Here is a 22118-nt window from a genome sequence, read left to right as displayed (position 1 = left end):
CTAGTACACCCGAGCACGGCAGCCGACGGCGCGTACGGTGTACGCGGGTGTACTACCTGTTGTACTGCGCGTTGCGCCGGTGGGCGGCGGTTTTGTTCCGGAAAGGGGTGGCGCCCGGGGTTGCGCCGGGCGCCACGGGGCTGGGTTAGGCGTGGGGGGGGGTGGGTTTACCTCGTACACCGGGAACTGATGCTCACGCCGGACAACCGCGCCCACCTGATCGAACCGGCCGCGACCGCCGGAACCATCGGCCTCGCCTGGGAGTGGGACTAGGTCCGGAACCCGGCGTGTACGTGGTCGTGGTGGGTGCGGTCGGAGAAGAAGGCGGCGCCGCTCAACTGATAGGGACCGCCAACGTTGTACGAGCCAATGGATTCGGCGGCGTGCATGTAGCCGGTGATCAGCGATCGGGAGGTCGTTGGTGACACCACCGCACGGCCGTTGAGCTGCCAGGTGTCGAAGGCGCGGCCGCGCGGGTGGTCGCTCGGGCGGGTGGTGCCGAAGACGTCGAGCGGGTGCCCGGAACGGATCACGCTGACGCCGATCCGGTAGGTCTTGGCGAGTTCCAGCATCGTGGTCAGGACGCTGTCGTGGACCTGACCGGAGCGGATGTCGGCGGCTGACGCGGGCGGCAGGGTGATCTGCCCGTTGCTCAGCACCTGCCGGGCCGCGGTCGACAATGCGGTGATCGCCTTGCCGGGCTGGGCCGGGTGCAGCGCGGTGACTCGCCAACTGCCGTTGGTTTTGCTGAGGCGTACGTCGACCGTGGTGCCGCCGGTGATCACCTTGCCGCCGGAGATGGTGTACACGCGGCACGGTACGAGCACGCTGGCCGTGTCGGTCAGGATGCCGCCGTACTGGGCGTCGATGACGTCGACCGCGGACCGCGTACCGGCCGGTTGCAGCAGCTTCACCACCGCCGCGACGGCAACCGCCTTCGCGGCCGGCTCGATCTCACCCGCCCCGGGCGTCCAGGCACGAACAGCCGGCAAAGCAACCGCCGGCACCGAGCTAACAGGCGCGGAGGTGGCAGGCGCCGAGCCAGGAGATGCCGAAGGCGCCGAGGAGGGTGCTGGTGCCGAGGAGGCGGGCGCTGAAGTGGGCGGCGCGGTTGCCGAGGTGCTGCCGCCGGAAGCACTGCATCCCGCCAGCACCCCAGTCCCACCGATCAACAACACCCGCCGCCCGAAACCACCCATACCTGCTGTCCTACTGCGTCACCCGATAAACGTCGAACACGCCCTCCACCGACCGCACCGCCTTCAACACGTGACCCAGATGCGTAGGATCACCCATCTCGAACGTGAACCGCGACTTCGCGATCCGGTCCCGGGTAGTAGTCAGCGCCGCCGACAAGATGTTCACGTGATAGTCGGAAAGCACCCGCGTGATGTCCGACAGCAACCGCGCCCGATCCAGCGCCTCGACCTGGATAGCCACCAGGAACACCGACTGAGCAGTAGGCGCCCACTCGACCTCGACGATCCGCTCCGGCTGGGTCTTCAGGTTCTCCACGTTGGCGCAGTCGGCCCGGTGTACGGAAACACCCGCGCCCCGGGTGATCCAGCCGATGATCTCGTCACCAGGCACCGGCGTACAGCACCGGGCGAGCTTCGAGAGGACGTCCGTCGCGCCCTTGACGATCACACCGGCGTCGCCGCGCGCGGTCCGTTTCCGCCGCTCGCGGGACTGCGGCAGCCGCAGGCCTTCGGCCAGGTCCTCGGCCGCGCCCTCCTCGCCACCGTACGTCTCGATCAGGCGGCGTACGACCGCCTGCGCGCTCACGTGCTGCTCGCCGACGGCGGCGTACAGGCCGGTCACGTCCGGGTAGCGCAGCGAGTTCGCCACCGCGGTGAGGGTTTCGTGCGACAGCAGCCGCTGCAGAGGCAGGCCCTCCTTGCGGAGCTGTTTCGCGATCGCGTCCTTGCCGTGTTCGATCGCCTCGTCCCGGCGCTCCTTGGAGAACCAGTGCTTGATCTTGTTCCGCGCGCGCGGGCTCTTGACGAACGTCAGCCAGTCACGCGACGGCCCCGCGCCCTGCGCCTTCGAGGTGAACACCTCGACGACGTCGCCGTTCTCGAGGGTGCTCTCCAGCGGCACCAGCCGCCCGTTCACGCGGGCGCCGATGCAGCGGTGCCCGACCTCGGTGTGCACGGCGTACGCGAAGTCGACCGGTGACGAACCGACCGGCAGCGACATCACGTCACCGCGCGGCGTGAAGACGTACACCTCGGCGTTGTTGATCTCGAAGCGCAGCGAGTCCAGGAACTCTGACGGGTCCGACGTCTCGCGCTGCCAGTCGACGAGCTGCCGCACCCAGGGCATGTCGTTCGGCCCGCCGATGTCGGTGCTCGGCGTGGCCGGCACCACGGAGGTCGGGTCCTCCTTGTACTTCCAGTGCGCGGCGATGCCGTACTCGGCGCGGCGGTGCATCGAGAACGAGCGGATCTGCAGCTCGACCGGCTTGCCCTGCGGACCGATCACCGTGGTGTGCAGCGACTGGTACATGTTGAACTTCGGCATCGCGATGTAGTCCTTGAACCGGCCGGGGACCGGGTTCCAGCGCGCGTGCATGATGCCGAGGGCGGCGTAGCAGTCCCGGACCGACTCGACCAGGACCCGGATGCCGACCAGGTCGTAGATGTCCCCGAACTCGCGGCCGCGGACGATCATCTTCTGGTAGATCGAGTAGTAGTGCTTCGGCCGGCCGGTGACGGTGGCCTTCACCTTGGCCGACCGCAGGTCCTCGTGCACCTGGTCGATCACGGTCGCCAGGTACTCGTCCCGGGACGGCGCGCGCTCGGCGACCAGGCGGACGATCTCGTCGTACACCTTCGGGTGCAGGGTCGAGAAGGACAGGTCCTCGAGCTCCCACTTGATCGTGTTCATACCCAGCCGGTGCGCCAGCGGGGCGTAGATCTCCAGCGTCTCGCGGGCGATCCGCTCCTGCTTCTCCTGCCGGAGCGAGCCGAGCGTACGCATGTTGTGCAGCCGGTCGGACAGCTTGATCACCAGGACCCGGATGTCCTTCGACATCGCGACCACCATCTTGCGGATGGTCTCGGCCTGCGCGGACTCGCCGTACCGCACCTTGTCCAGCTTGGTGACGCCGTCGACCAGCATGGCGATCTCTTCGCCGAAGTCACGGGTCAGATCCTCGACCGTGTACGGCGTGTCCTCGACCGTGTCGTGCAGCAGGGCCGCGCAGAGCGTGGTCGGGGTCATACCGAGCTCGGCCAGGATGGTGGCGACGGCGAGCGGATGGGTGATGTACGCGTCGCCGCTCTTGCGCATCTGGCCGGTGTGGTATTTCTCCGCCGTCCGGTACGCCCGCTCGATCATGCCGAGATCGGCCTTCGGGTGGGTCGCGCGGACCACCCGGAACAACGGCTCGAGCATCGGCGCCCGGTTCGGGTGCCGGGTGCCGCCGAGGCGGGCCAGCCGGGCCCGGACCCGGGCCGGGGCGATCCGTGGCGGTTGCTGGCCAGGAGGCGGTGACACGGGTGGCGGCGACACGGGCGCCGGGCGCACCGGTGACGGCGCGCGCGGAGGCTCCGGCGGTACTGCATTCGGTACCGCTGAAGTCATTGCCGGGTCTTCGCCCACGCTGTGTCCCTCCGCCGACAGACCACCAGTCTAGAGGCCCGCGCCCAACGCGGCAGACCCACCTGTGGACAACACGCCGGGTCAACGAAACGTCACGGCCTGTTCGGAAAATACTTACCGGAAGGCAACGATCCGGCCAGGTCGCACTGACCTGGCCGGATCGGTCGTTCAAACGGTGACGAGCGCGCTGACTTCCTCGCCCTGCAGGCGTTCCCGGCCCGGCAGGAACGACAGCTCGAGCAGCACCGCCGTGCCGATCACCTTGGCGTCGCAGCGGCGGATCAGCCGCAGGCATGCCTCGACGGTGCCGCCCGTGGCCAGTACGTCGTCGATGACCAGCACGCGGTCACCGGGTACGAACGCGTCCTGGTGTACTTCGATCGTTGCCTCGCCGTACTCCAGCGCGTACGACTCCTCGTACGTCGCCGCCGGCAGCTTGCCCTTCTTCCGTACCGGCACGAACCCGGCGCCGAGCGCGAGCGCGACCGGGGCGGCCAGGATGAACCCGCGCGCCTCGATCCCGACCACCTTGTCGACCACCACGCGCCCGTCGTCGTCCTTGCCGAACGCCGCCAGCGCCTCCACGACCTGCGTGAACCCGGTGTGATCGGCGAGCAGCGGGGTGATGTCCTTGAACACCACCCCCGGCTTCGGATAGTCCGGAATGTCCCGGATGCCGTCGGCGAGGACCCGCTCCAGCGTCCGCATCACTTACCGCGCTTCGAGCGCGGCTTGCGAGTCGGCTGCGGGCGTCCGGCCGCGGCCGCCTTCATCGGGCGCGCCGACGGCGTCGGCGCCGAGCCAGTGGCCCGCTCCGCCTTCCGTGGCGTGTCCTGCACCGCTGTACGGGACGCGGCGCCGGCGGTCGCGACCGCCGCCGGAGCGGCCGCGGCGGCAGCTACCTGCGCCTTCTTCGAGGCCACCCGCTTGCTCAGCGCCTGCATCCCCGGCTCGCGCTCCTTGAACACCGCGAGCAGCGACGGGGCGATGAAGATCGACGAGTACGCACCGACGGCGATACCGACGAACAACGCCAGCGAGAGGTCCTTCAACGGCCCGGTGCCGAGCACGACCGTACCGACGACCAGAATCGCGCCGACCGGAAGCAGTGCGGTGACCGTCGTGTTGATCGACCGGACCACCGTCTGGTTCACGGCCAGGTTGGTGGCGTCCGAGTAGGTGAACCGGTTCGACCCGGTGATACCGCGGGTGTTCTCCCGGACCTTGTCGAACACGACCACGGTGTCGTACAGGGAGTAACCGAGAATCGTCAGTACGCCGATCACCGTCGCGGGCGTCACGTCGAAGCCGATCAGCGCGTACACACCGACCGTGATCGTGACGTCGTGGATCAACGCGATGATGGCCGCCATCGAGGCTTTCGCCTCGCGGAAGTACAGCCAGATCACCGCGAACACCAGCACCAGGAACACGATCAGCGCCACGATCGCCTTGTCCGCGATCTGCTGACCCCAGGACGCGCCGATCTGCTGCGACGTGACCTGTTCGGACGGTACGCCCGCCTCCTTGGCGATCGCGTCCCGGACCCGGCCGATGTCGTTCTGCTCCAGCGGCTTGGTCTGGACCCGGACCTTGTCGTTGTTGATCGTGGTCACGACCGGGTCGCCGAGGCCCTTGGCGTTGGTCGCCTTCACCACGTCGCCGAAGTCCTGCACGGTGGCATCGGTGACCTTGACCTTCGCCTCGTACTCGACGCCGCCGCGGAACTCGATACCGAGCGCCAGGCCGCGGGCGAACAGGCCGCCGAGCGAGATCACGACCAGCGCGATCGAGAGGCCGAACCAGAACTTGCGGTGGCCGATGAAGTCGTAGGAGACCTCGCCGCGGTGCAGCTTGGCACCGATCTGTCCGAGCTTCGACATCAGATCTCGCCTCCCACCGGCTTGCGCGTCGGCGTCTTCGGCTTCCGGGCCGGCCGGGCCGACGGTTTCGTCTGGCCTGGCAGTCGTTCGACGCCGAGATGCTCGGGATCGAGGCCGGACAGCTTGTGGCCGTGGCCGAAGAAGTCGGTCCGGGCCAGCAGCGTGACCACCGGCTTGGTGAACAGGAAGACCACCACCAGGTCGATCAGCGTGGTCAGGCCGAGCGTGAACGCGAAGCCCCGGACGCTGCCGATCGCCAGCACGTACAGCACGATCGCGGCCAGCAGCGAGATCGAGTCCGCCGCGATGATGGTGTGCTTGGCGCGGGCCCAGCCGGTCTCCACCGAGGACCGCAGACTGCGGCCTTCCCGCACTTCGTCACGGAGCCGTTCGAAGTAGATGATGAACGAGTCCGCGGTGATGCCGACGGCAACGATCAGACCGGCGATACCGGCCAGCGTCAGGGTGAACCCGATCGCCTTGCCGAGCAGGATCACCAGCGATCCGGTCAGGACGCCGGCGGCCCCGAGGGACAGTACGACGACCAGGCCGAGACCGCGGTAGTACAGGAAGCAGAACAGCACCACCAGGCCGAGGCCGATCAGACCGGCCCAGATGCCCGCGGACAGCTGGTCACCACCGAGCTGCGGCGACACCGTCTCCACCGAGGAGATGTCGAACTTGACCGGCAGCGAACCGTACTTCAGCACGTTCGCCAGGTCGCGGGCCTCGGACTCGGTGAACGTACCGGTGATCTCGGCCTGACCACCCGGGATCGGGTTGTTCACGCTCGGGGTCGAGATGGTCTCGCCGTCCAGCACGATCGCGAACAGGTTCTGGCCCTGGCCGCGCTGCGAGATCGCGGTGGTGGCCTTCAGGAACTTGTCGCCACCGGCGCCGGTGAACTTCAGGTTGACCTGCCACTGCAGGCCGTTCTGCGGGATGCCGGCGCTCGCGTCCGACAGGTCCGTACCGGCCATGATCGCCGGGCCGAGCAGGTACTTGTACTGCTTGTTCCGGTCGCAGGAGAACAGCGGCTGGCTCGGCGAGTCGCTCTGCTTGTCACCGCACTTGTACGCCGCGAACCCGGCCTGCGTGGCCGCGTCCGGCGTGTACTTCAGCGGGTCGCCGTTCGTGGCCGGCGTACTTGGCGTCGCGGCCGGCGTGCTCGGCGCCGAACTCGGCGCCGCGCTGGGCTTCGGCGTGGCACTGGGGGTCGGCGTCGCGTCGGCCAGCACGCTGCTCCAGCCCCGGCCCTTCGGCGTGGCGCTCGGGGTGCCGGGCTTGACGGTGGCACTCGGCTTCGGCGTCGTACTGGCCTTCGGCGTGGTGCTCGGCTTCGGGGTGGTACTGGGTTTCGGGGTGGTGCTGGGTTTCGGCGTCGTACTGGGCGGGGTCGCCGGGGCGACCTGGTCCGCGCTGTAGACGATCCGGAAGTAGAGCAGGGCGGTCTGACCGACCTGCTCCACCAGGGATTCCTTCGTGGCACCGGGGACAGCCACATTGATGTGGGTACCGCCGGAGGTGGTGATGTCGGACTCCGCGACGCCGGCACCGTTGACCCGCTGGCCGATGATGTTCTTGGCCTCGTTCAGCTGGTCGGCGGTGACCTTCCCGCTGCCGTCGAGCGTGCTGGCGGTCAGCGTGATGGTGGTGCCACCACGCAGGTCCAGGCCGAGCTTCGGCTTCCAGGTCTTGGTCAGCGCCATGATCCCGAACAGCAGGACCACGACCACCGCCAAGGCGATCAGGCTCCGCCCGGGGCGGGTGGGTGAACTCGTTGCCACGTCAGTTTCAACCTTTGTACTTCTGGGCGCGCCACACCGTCACCGGACATCCCGAGCACCGAATCATCACAGGCACTGGATCATCACCGGGGGCCGAACACCGCGCCACAGGCCGTTGGGACGGAAATCAGTTCTCGGTGTGCGTCGGCGGCAGCTTCGGCGCGTCCTGCACCTTGCCGTCCGCCTTCGCCGCGGCCTGGTCGCGCGCCGTGTCCGGTACGTCGACCTTCTCGGCCTCGGCCTGGTCGCCGGCCTGGTCGCCGGCGGACTCGCCGTCGGCGGTCGGCCGCGCGTCGGCGGTGGCCGGGGCGGCGTCGGCGGCGGTCACCTCGTCGGTGGTGTCCTCTTCCGGGATCACCCGGCCGATCGCGGCCTTGACGACCTGGATCAGCACGCCGTCGGAGATCTCCAGCGTCACGTACTCGTCGTCGGTCTCTTCGACGATGCCGACCATTCCGCTGGTGGTGATCACCTTGGTGCCCGGGGTGAGCGCGGCGACCGTCTTTGCCTGCCGGTCACGCTGCTTACGCTGCGTGCGGCTCATGAACCAAATCATTCCGACGATCAGGATCAGCGGCAGCAGCAGCGTGATGCCGCCACCCCCGGAGGAGGCCATCGGTACGGCGAGGAGTTGCATCGGGTCTCAGAATCCTTCGTCGGGTCGGGTGTACGGGCGTCCCGCACGCTCTGCTGAAGCGCGCAGGTCGCAGCGGAATGACCTGCAGGTCAGGCCACCGGGGAGTCTAACCCTGAGCGGCAACAAGTGCCTCATGACACCGGGTCACGTTTGCGTTACTCGCCCTACTGGCCTACTGAGTGTCTACGTACCGGCACCGGCAGTCGTTCCCCGGCGGCTTCACTGTTCAATTGCGGCCGAACTGTTGAACAACGGCTCAGTCCTCGTCGGTCTCGAAAAGCGTGTCCGCGAAGGTCGCGCCCTTCGGTACCTTGAGGCCGATGTGCCGCCAGGCGGCGGGTGTCGCGACGCGGCCACGCGGCGTACGCGCCAGGTACCCGGACCGGACCAGGAACGGTTCGGCCACCTCTTCCACGGTCTCACGTTCTTCGCCGACCGCAACCGCGAGCGTGGAAAGACCGACCGGACCGCCGCCGAACCGCCGGCACAGCGCGTCCAGCACCGACCGGTCCAGCCGGTCCAGGCCCATCTTGTCGACCTCGTACAGATCCAGGGCCGCCTTCGACAGCGCGAGCGTGATGATCCCGTCCGCGCGGACCTCGGCGTAGTCGCGGACCCGGCGGAGCAGCCGGTTCGCGATCCGGGGCGTACCGCGGGACCGGGACGCGATCTCGGTCGCGCCTTCCGCGGTGATGTCGACCTCCAGCAGGGCCGCCGACCGGTTCACGATCTTCTCCAGCTCGGCCGCCTCGTAGAACTCCAGGTGCCCGGTGAACCCGAACCGGTCCCGCAGCGGACCCGGCAGCAGACCGGCCCGGGTGGTCGCCCCGACCAGCGTGAACGGCGGAATCTCCAGCGGGATCGCGGTCGCGCCCGGCCCCTTGCCGACGATCACGTCGACCCGGAAGTCCTCCATCGCCATGTACAGCAGCTCTTCGGCCGGCCGGGACATCCGGTGGATCTCGTCCAGGAACAGCACTTCGCCCTCGCTCAGCCCCGACAGGATCGCGGCCAGATCGCCGGCGTGCTGGATCGCCGGGCCGCTGGTGACGCGCAGCGGCGCGGACATCTCGGCGGCGATGATCATCGCCAGCGTCGTCTTCCCGAGCCCCGGCGGGCCGGAGAGCAGCACGTGGTCAGGCGTGCGGTTCCGGCCGCGGGCCGCGTGCAGCACCAGCTCGAGCTGCTCGCTGACCCGCCGCTGCCCGCCGAACTCGCCGAGCGTACGCGGGCGCAGCGCCGACTCGATCTTGCGTTCCTCGAGGTCCACGGCATCCGCGGAGACCAGCGGCCGTACGTTGTCTTCCATTCGTTACGCCTTGGACAGCACGCGGAGCGCGGCGCGGAGCAGGTCGGGAACCGACGGGTTGGGGCTGTCCGCGGCCAGCGGAGACACCGCCGTGACCGCGTCCTCGGCATCCCGCGCGGACCAGCCGAGACCGACCAGGCCGGCCTGCACCTGATCCCGCCAGGCCTCCTGAGCCTGCAGCGGCCGGCCGGTCACCGTCTTGGACGGCGCGCCGATCTTGTCCTTCAGCTCCAGCACTATCCGCTGCGCGCCCTTCTTGCCGATGCCCGGGACCTTCACCAGCACGGCGAGGTCCTCGGTCGCGACCGCGTGCCGCAGCTGGTCCGGACTCAGCACCGCCAGCGCGGCCTGCGCCAGCTTCGGACCCACGCCGGAAGCGGTCTGCAGCAGCTCGAAGGTCTGCTTCGCGTCGTCGTCGGCGAACCCGTACAGCGTCAGGGAGTCCTCACGAACCACCATCGAGGTCGAGATCCGCGCCTCCTGCCCCGGCCGCAACCCGGCCAGCGTGCCCGGATCGCAGTACACCAGCAGGCCGACTCCACCGACCTCGACCACCGCACTGTCCACCCCGACGGCCGCCACCGGCCCCCGCACGAACGCGATCATCCCCAACCACCAAACCCTTCAACACCACAAACCACGAACCCACCGCCGACCCTGCGTTTGCCTGTGGGACGGCTCATCTTTTGCCCTGCTGGGCTGCGACGGCTGCGCGGAGGCGGGCTACCTGCAGACGTGATTGTGCTTCGGCGGCGGCTTCCAGGTTCGACCGGCCCGCGGCGGCTTGCTGCAGCTTGGTGGTCACGGCGCCGCGCCAGACATGGCAGATCGCCAGCGCCAGCGCGTCCGCCGCGTCGGCCGGCGTCGGCCGCTCGCTCAAGCGGAGAATCCGGGTGACCATCGTCGTCACCTGCTCCTTGTCCGCCCGCCCGGACCCGGTGACCGCCGCCTTCACCTCGCTCGGCGTATGCAGCGCCACCGGCAACCCCCGCCGCGCGGCAACCACCATCGCCACCCCGGACGCCTGCGCCGTACCCATCACCGTCCGCACGTTGTGCTGCGCGAACACCCGCTCGACCGCGACCGCGTCCGGCTGATGCCGCGCGATCCACTCGTCCAGCTCGGCCTCGATCCGGACCAGCCGCTTGGACACGTCCAGGTCGGCCGGCGTCCGGATCACGCCCACGGCAACCAGCGCCGGCGGCTTCCCCGGCGTCCCCTCGACCACACCGAGGCCACACCGAGTCAGTCCCGGGTCGACGCCGAGCACCCGCATGGACCACCTCCGAACGTTTGTTCGACAACCCTAGTCGGAGCGACCACACGGACAGAAATCGACGCGCCGACTCAGAAGTAGTCGAGCACGTACGGCTCAGACCCCCCGAACACCGCATCCAGCACCGCGTCCACGGCACCCGAATCAGCACCCTCAGCCACAGGTACGCCACCAGCCGCGAGCCCCGCGGCGCGCAGGGTTGCCATCGGTGTACCGGCGTACAGGGCGGCGAGACCCCGCGGCCCGAGCCGAACCGCATCACCCGGCGCCCGAGGCGCCGCGCCTACCGCACCTCCTGCACCTCCCGCGCCTCCCGCGCCTACCGCACCTCCCGCGCCTGCCGAGGTCGGCGTGCTCTCGGTCGTCGCGGTGCTCGACGTCGATTCGGCTGGGGCGAGGCGGCCGGTGCCGTTGGTGACTGACAGCTGCCAGTCCCCGGCGTTCTTCGGCAGCTCGGGGTCGTCGATGCGCAGGCCGAGCTCCGCGGTGACACCCGCCGGGAATCCACGCCCCGCGATCGCGGCCGGCGCGTCGACCAGCCGCAGCATCCAGCGGTTGATCCGCGTATCGGCCTCCGCCTCGTGCTCGGCCATCAGGTGAATCGGATCGAACGGTGCGCAGAACGCCTGCACGCTCTTCGCGATCGACGCTCCGGACCCGACCGTCGCCCACAGCGCGCGGGCGGTCTCCTCGGAACCGGCGATCAACTCGTCCACCGCCAGATTCCCGTCGGACCAGTTGTAGACCACGAACCCGTCATCGGCGACGTACGCGAAGTTGTCCTCGTCGTCCAGCCACGACTCGATCTCACTCAACGGCCAGATCAGCGGACCACTCGACCGGCGTGCGGCATGCGCCTGTCCCGCCAGGTCGATCAGGAGTTGCGCGTCGGCCTTCGTGGCCTTTCGTACCGGCACGTTCTTGCCGCCGAGCGTACGCAGATCGGCAGCCTCGAAGGAGAACTTGTACCTGTTGCCGGCGAACTCGTACCCGAGATGCCGGTACAGCACGGTGGTCGCCGGGTAGAGCGCTGTCAGCGGGTAGCCCTTGTCGGCGCAGCGGTCCAGTACGCCGCGCATCAGCAGGCTGCCGACACCACGCCCGCGGTACTCCGGGGCGACCACGACACCGGCCACACCACCCATCGGTACGCGCCGGCCGTGCCACCACTGCTCGAACGGCCAGATCCGCGCGGCCGCGACCAGTCGATCCCCGTCCACCACACCGAGCAGCCGGCCGTCGTCCAGGAACGGACGAGCGTTCTTCTGCCACTCCTCCCGATCCCCACCCGGTCCGAACGACCGGATCCGAACCTCCCACACGGCGTCCAACTGCTCCGCGACAACATCCACCACCCGCAACCCAGTCACCCCCAGACCCTACGTCCAACCAGCCCGCCCCCGCCGACCAATTTCCAGCACGCAGGTGATGATTTATGTCTTCTTGGCAGTCACCCAGAGGTGGATCGTGCCCTCGACGACGACCGTCCCGTCGGCGCGCGTCGCGCGCACCCGTACCGGCACATCCGGCCCGGCTTCCCACGCGTCCGGATCGGTCTCGGCCGTGCAGGTCAGGTCCGAGGTCGACTTCGCCAGGTACGCGACCTCCATCCCCTTCGGCAACCACCGCTTCCCCGGCGGCACCGTCGCCTCCGCCAGCGCCCCCATCGCCGCCTCCAACCCGTTGCAGACGGCAATCGCATGCACGGTCCCGAGGTGATTCAGCACCGCCCGCCGCTTCCGCACCGTCAACGCCGCGTAGTTCGCCCCCACCTGCACGAACCGAGGCCGAACCGACCGAAAGTACGGCGCCTTCCAGGCAAACCCCCAAGAAAACACCCACTCCCCACCCGGCACCCCCCGCAACCGCTCCCACAACCCCAGCACCTGGCTACCCATCCCCCAAGGTTACCCACCAGTCACATCCTGCGTGAACCGCCCACCTGGCACCAAGCGGGCACTCCCCGAAACGACAGGCCCGCCACTGTCCGGGTACGTACTGCCGGATATCCACCGTTCTTGTGGGTTCTCCACCGATACACCAGTGGAGAACCCACAACACGGATGGATAACCCCACCGAACAGTGACGCACCGCGTGCGGGGCGCGGGGCATGTGGTGTCGGTGGTGGCGGTTACGTTCGGCGGTGTGAGTGTTCACTGGACTGCCGCGCTGACCGCTGTTGCCGAGGTGCTCAACAGGCACCGAATCGACTGGATGCTTCTCGGCAGCGCGGCAACCGCCCTACGCGGCGTGGCGATCGTCCCGGGAGACATCGACATCGCCATCCGCTCCGCCACCGACCTCACCCGCGCCGCCGCGGTACTCCCAACTCCCGCCACCCCAGCGCCGCCAACACCCGCCAGCCCAGCGCTGCCAGCCCCCGGCGCCTCCGCGCTGGGTGTCTGGTTGAGCACCGTGACAGAGCCGACGACGTGTTGGGGATCGCCTGACGAGCGGTGGACGTTCGGGCGTTGGATCATCGACGGGACGAAGGTCGAGCTTGCACACATAGTCGCGCCGGCGGTGGCTGATCTGATGCTGGAGACGCGCTCGCCGCTGGTCTGGACGGAGCAGGACGTGCTGTCGTGTGGTGGGCATCCCGTGCCGACAGTCCCGATTGAGGCGCAGCTCGCCACCATGGTTGCGCGGGCACAGCACGACCGGATCGACGCAACCATCGCCGCCATCACGCCGGCCCGCTTCAACGTGCCGTTGCTGCGACGCGCGTTTGCGGACAAGCAGTCAGAATTCCCCGAGCTGGTCATCCCAAGCGCACTGCGACAGCTTCTTGCCGACTGATTGCTGTCCGGTCAGGGGTCCGGCGGTGGATCGGCAGGGCGACAGGAGGTACTGGGGGCTGTGGTGGTCGGTACGCTCAGTGGAGCGGGGTGGGTGGGTTCAGTGGACGTATACGTACTGTCGAGATGCCGGGCACCACAACAGAACGCTCGGCGGGGGATCCCCAGCCGAGCGTTCTGTAGATGTGTGGTTCAGCCGACCTCGGCCATGATTTCGTCGGAGACGTCGAAGTTGGCGTAGACGTTCTGGACGTCGTCGCTGTCTTCGAGGGCGTCGATCAGGCGGAAGATCTTGCCGGCGCCGTCGGCGTCCAGTTCGATCGTCTGGGACGGGACGAACTGCACGTCGGCGGACTCGTAGTCGATGCCGGCGTCCTGCAGCGCGGAGCGGGCCGGGACCAGGTCGGTGGCCTCGGTGACGACCTCCCAGGACTCGCCCAGGTCGTTCACCTCGTCCGCGCCGGAGTCGAGCACCGCCTCCATCACGTCGTCCTCGGACAGGGACTTGCCGTCCTGGTCCTTGGCGACGACGATCACGCCCTTGCGGCTGAACAGGTAGGCGACCGAATTCGGGTCGGCGAGCGAGCCGCCGTTGCGGGACATCGCGGTCCGGACATCCGCCGCGGCCCGGTTCCGGTTGTCGGTCAGGCACTCGACCAGCATCGCCACGCCGTTCGGGCCGTACCCCTCGTACATGATCGTCTGGTACTCGGCGCCACCGGCCTCGGCGCCCGAGCCACGCTTGACCGCGCGGTCGATGTTGTCGTTCGGGACCGAGGACTTCTTCGCCTTCTGGATGGCGTCGTACAGGGTCGGGTTCCCGCCGGGGTCACCACCGCCCATCCGGGCGGCCACCTCGATGTTCTTGATCAGCTTCGCGAAGAGCTTGCCGCGCTTCGCGTCGATGACGGCCTTCTTGTGCTTCGTGGTGGCCCATTTGGAGTGGCCCGACATGGCAAACCCAACCCTTCTACCGCTGCTACTGACTCAGAGGCCGCGGACCAGCTCGGCGAAGTAGCCGTGCAGCCTGACGTCCCCGGTCATTTCCGGGTGGAACGACGTGGCCAGCAACCGATCGTGGCGAACCGCGACGATCCTACTGCGCCCTGCCTCCGGCCCCAGCCCTGCCCACCCTGCGCCGAGGCCCGTCCCCACTCTAGACAACACCTGTACGTCCGCGCCGACCCGCTCCACCCACGGTGCCCGGATGAACACGGCGTGGTACGGCGTAGCGAACGTCGGCCCCAGATCAGGGAACTCCAGGTCCGCCTCGAACGAGTCCACCTGCCGCCCGAACGCGTTCCGGCGGACCGTCACGTCCAGCCCGCCGAGCGTCTCCTGTCCGTCGATCCCGCCGGTGATCTCGTTCGCCAGCATGATCATCCCGGCGCACGTACCGAAGGCCGGCATCCCGTCCGCGATCCGCTTCTGCAACGGCTCGAACAGCTCGAACGAGCGGGCCAGCTTGTACATCGTGGTCGACTCGCCGCCCGGAAGCACCATCGCGTCGACCTGGGCGAGCTCGGACTCCCGCCGTACCGGCCGCGCGTCGGCGCCGACCGCGGTCAGCATCGCCAGGTGCTCGCGTACGTTCCCCTGCAGCGCGAACACGCCGATCACCGGCTTCACAACGTCACCCGGCGGTGCCATTCGAGCGTCACCTCGATGCGGCCCTCGTCAAAGGCGGCGGGGAGACCGTGCTGCCGCAGCAACGCCAAGACGTCCTCCAGCAGCGGCTCGCCGGGCGCTACGTTGGCGGTGTCGGGGTGCCACAGCTTCAGCTCCAGCATCCCGAAGTCCACCGCGTGCCAGACATCGGTGTCGGTGAAGAACACCAGGCCCCGCGGCTGCTCGGCTGCCTCCAGCACTTGCCGGGCGGCGTGGTGGTCCGATGTGTACCGAACCACCACCAGTCCGAGCCGCTGCAGTTCGTCCAGTACCGCGTCCAGCCGGTCCGGGTCGGTCGCCTCGGGCCAGCCCTTCGCCTCTTCGGAGAGGTCCATCACGGCCTCACCGATCAGCAACGGCACCAACGCGTCCGGGTCCATCGCCGGCGCGTCTTCCGAGACCGCTTCCGTCAGCGCAGCCGTGATCGCTGCATGGTCGGCGTACCCGGACCGCACCAGGACGCGGGCCAGCCCACGCAACTCCCGTGCGGTCCGCTCATCCACGTGCATGTGATCAGCGTAGTCGAGCCTCAGGTACCTACTTCACGCCTCCGGCAGTCACGGACACCTGCAGCTGACGCTGGAAGAAGATGTACACGACCAGGACCGGCGCCACGGTGATCACCACGGCCGCGAACAACGCGCCGAAGTCCACCGCGTACCCGGCCTGCGACGCGAACGACGCCATGCCCTGCGAGAGCACGTAGTTGTTCGAGTTCGTGTTCAGGGCGACCGGCAGCAGGAACTGGTTCCACAGCCCGAGGAAGTTGAAGATGGCGACCGACGCCATCCCCGGCCGGGCCATCGGCAGCATCACCGAGAAGAACGACCGCCACTCCCCCGCGCCGTCGATCTGCGCCGCCTCGTACACCTCACCCGGCAGGGCCTTGAAGAACGAGTGCAGGAAGAAGACGGTGAACGGAAGCGCGAACGCGACGTACGTGATGATCAGCCCGGGCAGCGTGTTCAGCAGCCCGAAGTTCTTCAGTACGAAGAACAGCGGCACGATCGCCAGGAACACCGGGAACGTGAGCCCGCCCAGCATCGAGTAGTAGATCACCCGGTTGCCGAAGAACTGGAACCTGGCGAGTACGTACGCGCACATCGCGCCGAGGACCATCACCAGCACCAGCGCGGACCCGACCACGATCACCGTGTTCAGGAAGTACTGGCCGATGCCGGCCGTGGTCCACGCGTTGGCGTAGTTGCCGAAGCGCAGCTTGCTCGGCAGCGACAGCGGGTTGCCGAGGATCTCCTGTGTCGATTTGAACGAGGACAGCAGCGTCCACACCAGCGGCAGGATCACCAGCAGCGACCACAGGATCAGCGCGATGTGGGCAGTGGTGGCGACGCCCTTGCCCTCCCCGTCCCGCTTGCCGGAGGCCCGGGGGCGTACGACGACGTCGGCCTCGCCGGCTGTGGTTGTCATCGGCGCACCTTCACTTTCCGGTCACTTCCGCCGGTCAGGCGGTTCACCAGGAACACCAGCAGGGCGAACAGCATCGTGACGGCGGCCAGGATCACGCCCATCGCCGTCGAGTAGCCGAACTGCCCCTTGGTGAAGGCCGTGGTGAACAGTTGCTGCGGCATCACGAGCGTCGTGTTCTGCGGGCCACCACCGGGGTTCAGCGCCTGCATGTAGACGAACGCGTCCAGCGCGGCGATACCCAGATAGATGTACGCGGTCTGCACGTTGTCGCGGATCAGCGGAATGGTCAGGAAGATCGCGGTCCGGAACCGGCCGGCCCCGTCGATCCGGGCCGCCTCGAACACCTCCGGGTCGATGCCCCGGATGGCGGCGATGAACAGCACCATGTAGAAACCGACGCCGCCCCAGATCATCACGAACATCGAGGCCGGCATCGCGGTCCGCGCGTCACCCAGCCAGGCATAGTTCGCGAACCCGCTGAGCCCGATCTTGGACAGTACCGCGTCCAGGATGCCCGAGCCCGGCGTGAACACCTGCGCCCAGATCAGGCCGATCACGATCGCCGGGATCACGTACGGGAAGAACGAGACGATCCGGTAGAAGCCGGAGTTGCGCAGTCCACGCACCGTACCCGTACCCGAGCCGCCGACCGTGACCAGCGTGGCCAGGGTCAGCGACAGCACGATCGTCACCAGCGGTACGACGATCGCGAGCTCGACGTTGTTGCGTACGGCCCGCAGGAAGATGTCGTCGTGGAACAGCTTCACGTAGTTGTCGAAACCGACGAAGTTCATCCCCGAGCTGAACCCCGACCAGTCGGTCAGCGAGTAGTACAGCGCCTGCACGAACGGCGAGATCACGAAGATCACGAAGATCGCCAGCGGCAGGCCCAGAAACACCACCATGAAGCTGACCCGGTCGAAGGTCAGCGGCCGGCGCCGCCGGGTGCCGGACCGCTTGGGTCCGGCACCCGGGGCGACGTCGTGCGTCGCGGTCACTTCGTGACCGGGATCTTCTTGACGGAGCTGTCGTTGCGCACCTTGTCAGTGATCTGCTGCAGGCCCTTCGTGAGGCCGGCCGCGTCGGTCTGACCGGACAGGAACGAGTTCCAGACCACCAGCTGGTCCGGGTTCGTGCCGTACAGGTTGACGAACTGGTAGTCGAAGACGTCGGTGCCGGCCGCGTCCAGCATCTGCGTCTGCGACTGCAGCGCGGTCGAGCCGAAGCCGTCGGCGGGCACCAGGCCCTTGACGATCGTCGGCGCCAGCCGCGTCTTGGAGAAGTTCGTCGCCGCGTCCTTGGACAGCATCGCCCGCAGCAGTTCCTTGCCGCCGGCCACGTTCTTGCCCTTGGACGGAACGATGTACGGCTCGCCGGCCGCGCTGCGCAGGGCCGCGTACGGCAGCTTCGAGTTCGCCGTCAGCGTCGGCTCCGGGATGCCCTTCATGTCGAAGCCGGCCTTGGTGGCCTTCTTCATCTCGTTCTCGATCCAGGACCCCGACGGGTACAGGATCGCCTGCTGGTCGTTGCTCCACTTCGCCTGCGCGGCGGTGAACTGCGTACCGGCGCCACCGGGCACGAAGTAGCCGCTCTTGACCATCGTCTCCATGGCCTTGAACACGCCCTGGATCTCCGGCTTGGACCAGCAGTCGGCCTCGAGGTTGCCGAGCGACAGCCGGACCGGGTCGCCACCTTCCTTGATCGCCGAGTCGACGGCCAGGGTCTGGTAGTAGGTGGCGGCTTCCTTGCCCCAGACGAACAGGTACTTGCCCTTGGCCTTCGCCTTGGCGCCCAGGGCGAGCAGGTCCTCGTACGTCTTCGGCGGCTCCCACCCGTTCGCCTTGAACAGGCTGTCGGAGTACCAGAGGCCGTACAGCGTGAGGACGTAGTTGATCGCGACGAACTTGTCGCCGAACGTACCGGGCGCCTTGACCCCGGCGTACAGCGTGTCGGCGATCTTCGTGCCTTCGTAGTTCTTCGCCTCGAAGACGTCGTCGAGGGTCTCCAACTGGTCCAGGATCGTGTTGAAGCCGATCTGGTTCGCGCCGGAGTTGTCGATCAGGTCCGGCGGGTTGCCGCCGACGAAGCGCGGCTGCAGCTGCTGCGCGATCTGCGTGGACGGCGCGACCTTGAAGGTCGAGCCGGACTGCTTCTGCTGCGCGATGTTGGCCGCGAACGACACGTAGTCGTAGCCGTAACCACCGTTGAAGATGACCGCGTCCACGGTCGACTTGTCCGCCATCCCGAACGGGTTGCTGTCGCTCTTCGTCCCGCCCGACGAGCTGTTGCTGTTCGAGTTGCCACTGCTCGCGCAACTGGCGAGCGTGCCACTCAGGGGCAGCACCGCGGCCGCCGCCAGACTCCCCTTCAGGAGACTCCGTCGCCCGAACTTGCTGGTCTCGCTCATTGGTCCCGCCTCTTCTCGCTCGATTCCCGACGGTGCTGATGACGCCCGCCCCTGATGGTCAGCGTCCCCCGTCCGTACCGGGCGACCGGCACTAGCCGCGGACCGCCCAGGTTCCAGCCACCCGATCGGCAGCAGGCAAGCTCCGCCACGCTGCTCCCCGAGGCATTACGCATTGTCTTGACCAAAATCGTTCGGCGTCAAGGTATCGGTGCCGGGTCCTCCCCGCAACCGCAGGCCGATTCGCCCCGAACAACTTCCCCAATCCACGACTCAACGCTTACCGTCCTGGACCGAACCAGCGGGCCGACGCGCCGAATCCGATCCCATTTCGTAACCTGACCGGCTCCGGAATCTCAGCAGAACAACCGGTTTCGCCGGCGTCCGGGTATGTATCAGCCGGACGGGGTCACGGGCTCTCGATGGGAGGTACGGGATTTCGAGCTGAGGTGGCGCGGATGACGGGTCAGGTCGGGCAGGTCGAATTGCTGGCGGTCGGGGCCGGGCCGTCCAATTTGGGGCTGGCGGTCGCGTTGGAGGAATTGGCGCCGGAGCTGGCGGAGAGCAGTCTGCTGATCGACCGGAACGCGGTGATCGGGTGGCAGCAGGGGATGTTGATGCCGTGGGCGACCAGTCAGGTTTCGTTCTTGAAGGACCTGGTCACCCAGCGCGATCCGCGCAGCAGGTTTTCGTTTCTGAATCATCTTTACGAGACCGGCCGGTTGGACGACTTCGTCAATCTGAGTACGTTCACTCCGTATCGGGTGGAGTTCACCGAATACCTGCGCTGGGTCGCCAAATCTTTGCATAAGGTACGGATCGAGCTCGGCCGGGAAGTCGTCAGTATGCGCGCCCGGCGGGACGGGCACGGCGCGGTGACCGGCTGGATCACCACCCTCGCGGACGGCGCAAAGATCAACAGCCGATACCTCGTGTACGGCGGCAGCCGCGAGGCCAACATCCCACCTGTACTGGCCGGACTGCCCCGCGACCGAGTCATCCACAGCACTGAGTACCGCCAACGGGTCGCCCAGTTGTCCGGCGAACTGCCGTACCGGGTGGCTGTGGTCGGGAGCTCGCAGAGTGCGGCCGAGATGTTCCGGGCGCTGAGAGAGGACCTGCCTGACAGCGACGTGGCCTGGCTGATGCGCTCGATCGGGCTCAGCTCCGACGCGTCGAGCAAGTTCACGAATGAGTTGTACTACCCGGCCTTCGTGGACGAGTTCTACCAGACCCAGCCGGCCGCGCGCGAGCAGATCCTGAAGGAGATGTACCGCACCAACTACTCGGTCGTCACTCCCCCGATGCTGGAGCACCTGTACGCCGACCGCTACCTCGACCGCTTCAACCAGCGCACCGAGCGCCGGCTCGTCACGATGGTCGACATCACCGCCGCCCGCGAGCAGGGCGACGAGTTGGTACTGGACCTCACCGACCGCCGCACGGGCGCCGTCACCGAGCTGCACCGCGACGTGGTCTTCCTGGGTACGGGTTTCGACACCCGGATGCCACGACTGGTCCGCGACCTGGCCGCGGATCTGGAACTGGACCGGGTCGACGTCACCCGCAACTACCAGCTCGAACTCGGCGTACGTGGTGCCGGCGGTGCCGCGGCCTGTTATCTGCAAGGCGTGAACGAGCAGACCCACGGCATCTCCGACACCCTGCTCAGCGTGCTGGCGCAACGGGCGGAGGAGATCTGCCGCGACCTCATCGCGCACCGCGCGCGGGTTCCGGCCACGGCTGTATCAGGCACCGGAGCCGCCGGGCTCTAACGGGTGGCAGAACCACGCACCCCGAGGAGAGCCCGGATGGCAATGGTCGAACTGGAACGGACTCCGCTCGACGATGTGACCCGATCCCGTGACGAGGCGTTCGCAGGACTGCGGGCCGCGATGTCGCTGGCCGAGGCCTTGCGCTGCGCCGTACGGCTTGAGGCCGAGCTCCCGTACCGGGAGGAACTCGAGCGCAATCTGGTGATGGTCGCGTACGGCGGCGGGAAGGACAGCTCGTACACACTGGCGTTTGTCCGCGCGATGCAGCTCATTCTGTACCGCGTACACGGCCGTACTTTCCGGATGCGGGTCGCCACGAACCGGCATGCCGGTATGCCCCGGGCGGTGATGGAGAACATCGACCGCGAGTACCAGGCGCTACGTTTGTACGACGACCCGGACTGCGAACTGCTCTTGGTCGACGGTGACGAGGTATCGGAATTCTTCGTCGATTCACCGCAGCGCGAGCAGGTGATCCGGCGCAATCGGCTCGATATCCTGATGACCGGCCACCGGACGTTCGCCGACGGCCGGCCGACGTTCTGCAATTCCTGCAATCTCAGTGTTTTCAACGCATTCGGCGTCGCCGCTTCGTCCGGTACCGGAGCCGATCTGATCATCACCGGCGATTCGCCGCGCGAGCAGCGTCAGTACACCGCGTGGGTCGGCCGGCTGGCGCGGCAGATCCGGGCCACGGGCAACAATCCGGCGAAGCAGCACGCCAGTACCGGCAACGGCTTCGGCACCGTGCTCGGCCAGCTCGACGACATCGCCGGCGCGTACTTCACCGACATCCTCGGCCCCGACGCGAGCTCCGCGATCGCGGAACGGCAGGTTCGTACCGACGTGCCGCGGCGGTTGCGGTTCTTCTCCATCTACGACGAGACGGACTACGCGGCCGGTGACCACTTCGAGCTGCTGACCGGTTTCCTCGGTTTCCAGTTCGACGACCTGGCGTTCAGCTTCACCGAGTCCGACTGCGCCAACCCGGCGTTGATGGCGCACCTGCGCGGGCTGAAGGCCGAGCGGCTGTTCCAGCGTTCGTACGACGAGGGCATGACCGAGTACGTCGAGTTCGCGCTCGGGTTGATGCGTAAGAAGGACATCCCGGCCGGGCTGATCGAAATGATGCGGGCCCGGTACGACAGTCCCGACGCGCTCCGGCGGATGCGGAAGCTGGCCGCGGAGTACGCGCTGGAGACCTTCGCCCTGACCGAATCGCACCTGGTCTGCATGACCTACTCGCCGTTCATCGGGCAGGGCGCCGGCCTCGAACAGTTCCTCGAACGCGAGCACCCGGACCTGGCCGGCCGGCTCACCGAGATCCGCGACCTGCTGGCGGGCGTGACCGCCGATCAGGAGCTCGCGGCCCGGCTCGAGGACCTCAGCGGGCTGGAGTGCGAGCGGCTCCAGGTCCTGTACGGCCGCCCGACGCAGGGTCCGGTGATCGACCTGATTCTGCGGGGCGATCCGCACAAGGCAGTGATCGAGACCAAGCACACCCAGAACGGGCCGAACACCTTCGAGCAGATTTCGGGACGGTAAC

21 protein-coding genes are annotated in these 22118 nt (G+C 67.8%); 3 read left to right on the top strand and 18 right to left on the bottom strand.

Features of this window, described 5'->3' with window-relative positions; all coding sequences use genetic code 11:
- Window positions 1-269: 269 nt before the first annotated feature.
- The 12 genes from HDA44_RS04705 to HDA44_RS04655 all read right to left on the bottom strand — a co-directional run bounded on the left by HDA44_RS04705 (window position 270) and on the right by HDA44_RS04655 (window position 12396).
- Entirely contained in the window at window positions 270-1007 is a 738-nt protein-coding gene (locus HDA44_RS04705) for a hypothetical protein (RefSeq protein WP_337905633.1), read from the bottom strand.
- Window positions 1008-1011: 4 nt separating this feature from the next.
- Window positions 1012-1143, bottom strand: a complete 132-nt coding sequence (locus tag HDA44_RS37880) for a hypothetical protein (RefSeq protein ID WP_272956403.1) — start codon at window positions 1141-1143, stop codon at window positions 1012-1014.
- 66 nt (window positions 1144-1209) lie between these two features.
- Window positions 1210-3399, bottom strand: coding sequence for a RelA/SpoT family protein (locus HDA44_RS04700; RefSeq protein ID WP_202887908.1), 2190 nt, complete (start codon window positions 3397-3399; stop codon window positions 1210-1212).
- Window positions 3400-3774: 375 nt separating this feature from the next.
- On the bottom strand, window positions 3775-4314 hold the full coding sequence (locus HDA44_RS04695; RefSeq protein WP_184831650.1) for an adenine phosphoribosyltransferase: 540 nt from the start codon (window positions 4312-4314) through the stop codon (window positions 3775-3777).
- Window positions 4314-5489: a protein translocase subunit SecF gene (secF, locus tag HDA44_RS04690; RefSeq protein ID WP_184831648.1), complete on the bottom strand. Its 1176-nt coding sequence runs from the start codon at window positions 5487-5489 to the stop codon at window positions 4314-4316. The genes HDA44_RS04695 and secF overlap by 1 nt, the downstream gene beginning before the upstream one ends.
- A complete protein-coding gene (gene secD / locus HDA44_RS04685; RefSeq protein WP_184831646.1) occupies window positions 5489-7276 on the bottom strand; it encodes a protein translocase subunit SecD in 1788 nt (595 codons plus the stop codon). Before secD ends, secF begins: the two co-directional genes overlap by 1 nt.
- Window positions 7277-7403: 127 nt before the next feature.
- A complete protein-coding gene (yajC, locus tag HDA44_RS04680; RefSeq protein WP_184831644.1) occupies window positions 7404-7913 on the bottom strand; it encodes a preprotein translocase subunit YajC in 510 nt (169 codons plus the stop codon).
- Window positions 7914-8169: 256 nt separating this feature from the next.
- On the bottom strand, window positions 8170-9222 hold the full coding sequence (gene ruvB, locus HDA44_RS04675) for a Holliday junction branch migration DNA helicase RuvB (RefSeq protein WP_184831642.1): 1053 nt from the start codon (window positions 9220-9222) through the stop codon (window positions 8170-8172).
- A gap of 3 nt (window positions 9223-9225) precedes the next feature.
- Window positions 9226-9828 (bottom strand): Holliday junction branch migration protein RuvA, encoded by a 603-nt coding sequence (gene ruvA, locus HDA44_RS04670; protein ID WP_184831640.1) that lies wholly within the window; start codon window positions 9826-9828, stop codon window positions 9226-9228.
- 73 nt (window positions 9829-9901) lie between these two features.
- Complete coding sequence (gene ruvC / locus HDA44_RS04665; RefSeq protein ID WP_184831638.1) at window positions 9902-10498, bottom strand: crossover junction endodeoxyribonuclease RuvC; 597 nt, start codon at window positions 10496-10498, stop codon at window positions 9902-9904.
- Between the two features lie 71 nt (window positions 10499-10569).
- On the bottom strand, window positions 10570-11868 hold the full coding sequence (locus HDA44_RS04660) for a GNAT family N-acetyltransferase (protein WP_337905630.1): 1299 nt from the start codon (window positions 11866-11868) through the stop codon (window positions 10570-10572).
- Between the two features lie 63 nt (window positions 11869-11931).
- Window positions 11932-12396, bottom strand: a complete 465-nt coding sequence (locus HDA44_RS04655) for a hotdog fold domain-containing protein (RefSeq protein ID WP_184831636.1) — start codon at window positions 12394-12396, stop codon at window positions 11932-11934.
- A gap of 248 nt (window positions 12397-12644) precedes the next feature.
- Between HDA44_RS04655 and HDA44_RS04650 the strand changes: the two genes are divergently transcribed.
- Complete coding sequence (locus tag HDA44_RS04650) at window positions 12645-13298, top strand: nucleotidyltransferase family protein (RefSeq protein ID WP_184831634.1); 654 nt, start codon at window positions 12645-12647, stop codon at window positions 13296-13298.
- 191 nt (window positions 13299-13489) lie between these two features.
- Here the strand turns inward: HDA44_RS04650 and HDA44_RS04645 are convergent, their stop codons facing one another.
- The 6 genes from HDA44_RS04645 to ngcE are packed head-to-tail and all read right to left on the bottom strand — an operon-like array spanning window position 13490 to window position 18800.
- Window positions 13490-14251 (bottom strand): YebC/PmpR family DNA-binding transcriptional regulator, encoded by a 762-nt coding sequence (locus HDA44_RS04645; protein WP_184831632.1) that lies wholly within the window; start codon window positions 14249-14251, stop codon window positions 13490-13492.
- Window positions 14252-14284: 33 nt separating this feature from the next.
- Window positions 14285-14947 carry a pyridoxal 5'-phosphate synthase glutaminase subunit PdxT gene (gene pdxT / locus HDA44_RS04640; RefSeq protein ID WP_184831630.1) on the bottom strand — a complete coding sequence of 221 codons (663 nt, stop codon included), beginning with the start codon at window positions 14945-14947 and terminating at the stop codon, window positions 14285-14287.
- A complete protein-coding gene (locus HDA44_RS04635; protein WP_184831628.1) occupies window positions 14923-15474 on the bottom strand; it encodes a DUF6891 domain-containing protein in 552 nt (183 codons plus the stop codon). Before HDA44_RS04635 ends, pdxT begins: the two co-directional genes overlap by 25 nt.
- A gap of 28 nt (window positions 15475-15502) precedes the next feature.
- Window positions 15503-16393 carry a carbohydrate ABC transporter permease gene (locus tag HDA44_RS04630; protein ID WP_184831626.1) on the bottom strand — a complete coding sequence of 297 codons (891 nt, stop codon included), beginning with the start codon at window positions 16391-16393 and terminating at the stop codon, window positions 15503-15505.
- Complete coding sequence (locus HDA44_RS04625) at window positions 16390-17391, bottom strand: carbohydrate ABC transporter permease (protein WP_319037066.1); 1002 nt, start codon at window positions 17389-17391, stop codon at window positions 16390-16392. The genes HDA44_RS04630 and HDA44_RS04625 overlap by 4 nt, the downstream gene beginning before the upstream one ends.
- On the bottom strand, window positions 17388-18800 hold the full coding sequence (ngcE, locus tag HDA44_RS04620; protein WP_184831624.1) for an N-acetylglucosamine/diacetylchitobiose ABC transporter substrate-binding protein: 1413 nt from the start codon (window positions 18798-18800) through the stop codon (window positions 17388-17390). The genes HDA44_RS04625 and ngcE overlap by 4 nt, the downstream gene beginning before the upstream one ends.
- Window positions 18801-19255: 455 nt before the next feature.
- Here ngcE and HDA44_RS04615 point away from each other — a divergent pair, with 455 nt between their 5' ends.
- Both HDA44_RS04615 and HDA44_RS04610 read left to right on the top strand, forming a co-directional pair.
- Complete coding sequence (locus HDA44_RS04615; protein ID WP_184831622.1) at window positions 19256-20572, top strand: SidA/IucD/PvdA family monooxygenase; 1317 nt, start codon at window positions 19256-19258, stop codon at window positions 20570-20572.
- Window positions 20573-20608: 36 nt separating this feature from the next.
- On the top strand, window positions 20609-22117 hold the full coding sequence (locus HDA44_RS04610; RefSeq protein WP_184831620.1) for a PqqD family protein: 1509 nt from the start codon (window positions 20609-20611) through the stop codon (window positions 22115-22117).
- Window position 22118: the final 1 nt, after the last annotated feature.

This window comes from Kribbella solani (assembly GCF_014205295.1).
Taxonomy (GTDB): Bacteria; Actinomycetota; Actinomycetes; order Propionibacteriales; family Kribbellaceae; genus Kribbella; species Kribbella solani.
The sequence above is the reverse complement of the archived record's forward strand: the minus strand, read 5'-3'. Positions and strand labels throughout refer to the sequence as shown.

Coding starts and splice junctions, on each gene's coding strand:
- HDA44_RS37880 (WP_272956403.1), bottom strand. CDS start 1,143: ATGCAGTGCTTCCGGCGGCAGCACCTCGGCAACCGCGCCGCCCACTTC.
- HDA44_RS04700 (WP_202887908.1), bottom strand. CDS start 3,399: ATGCTCGAGCCGTTGTTCCGGGTGGTCCGCGCGACCCACCCGAAGGCC.
- HDA44_RS04695 (WP_184831650.1), bottom strand. CDS start 4,314: ATGCGGACGCTGGAGCGGGTCCTCGCCGACGGCATCCGGGACATTCCG.
- secF (WP_184831648.1), bottom strand. CDS start 5,489: ATGTCGAAGCTCGGACAGATCGGTGCCAAGCTGCACCGCGGCGAGGTC.
- yajC (WP_184831644.1), bottom strand. CDS start 7,913: ATGCAACTCCTCGCCGTACCGATGGCCTCCTCCGGGGGTGGCGGCATC.
- ruvB (WP_184831642.1), bottom strand. CDS start 9,222: ATGGAAGACAACGTACGGCCGCTGGTCTCCGCGGATGCCGTGGACCTC.
- ruvA (WP_184831640.1), bottom strand. CDS start 9,828: ATGATCGCGTTCGTGCGGGGGCCGGTGGCGGCCGTCGGGGTGGACAGT.
- ruvC (WP_184831638.1), bottom strand. CDS start 10,498: ATGCGGGTGCTCGGCGTCGACCCGGGACTGACTCGGTGTGGCCTCGGT.
- HDA44_RS04655 (WP_184831636.1), bottom strand. CDS start 12,396: ATGGGTAGCCAGGTGCTGGGGTTGTGGGAGCGGTTGCGGGGGGTGCCG.
- HDA44_RS04645 (WP_184831632.1), bottom strand. CDS start 14,251: ATGTCGGGCCACTCCAAATGGGCCACCACGAAGCACAAGAAGGCCGTC.
- pdxT (WP_184831630.1), bottom strand. CDS start 14,947: ATGGCACCGCCGGGTGACGTTGTGAAGCCGGTGATCGGCGTGTTCGCG.
- HDA44_RS04635 (WP_184831628.1), bottom strand. CDS start 15,474: ATGCACGTGGATGAGCGGACCGCACGGGAGTTGCGTGGGCTGGCCCGC.
- HDA44_RS04630 (WP_184831626.1), bottom strand. CDS start 16,393: ATGACAACCACAGCCGGCGAGGCCGACGTCGTCGTACGCCCCCGGGCC.
- ngcE (WP_184831624.1), bottom strand. CDS start 18,800: ATGAGCGAGACCAGCAAGTTCGGGCGACGGAGTCTCCTGAAGGGGAGT.
- HDA44_RS04615 (WP_184831622.1), top strand. CDS start 19,256: ATGACGGGTCAGGTCGGGCAGGTCGAATTGCTGGCGGTCGGGGCCGGG.
- HDA44_RS04610 (WP_184831620.1), top strand. CDS start 20,609: ATGGCAATGGTCGAACTGGAACGGACTCCGCTCGACGATGTGACCCGA.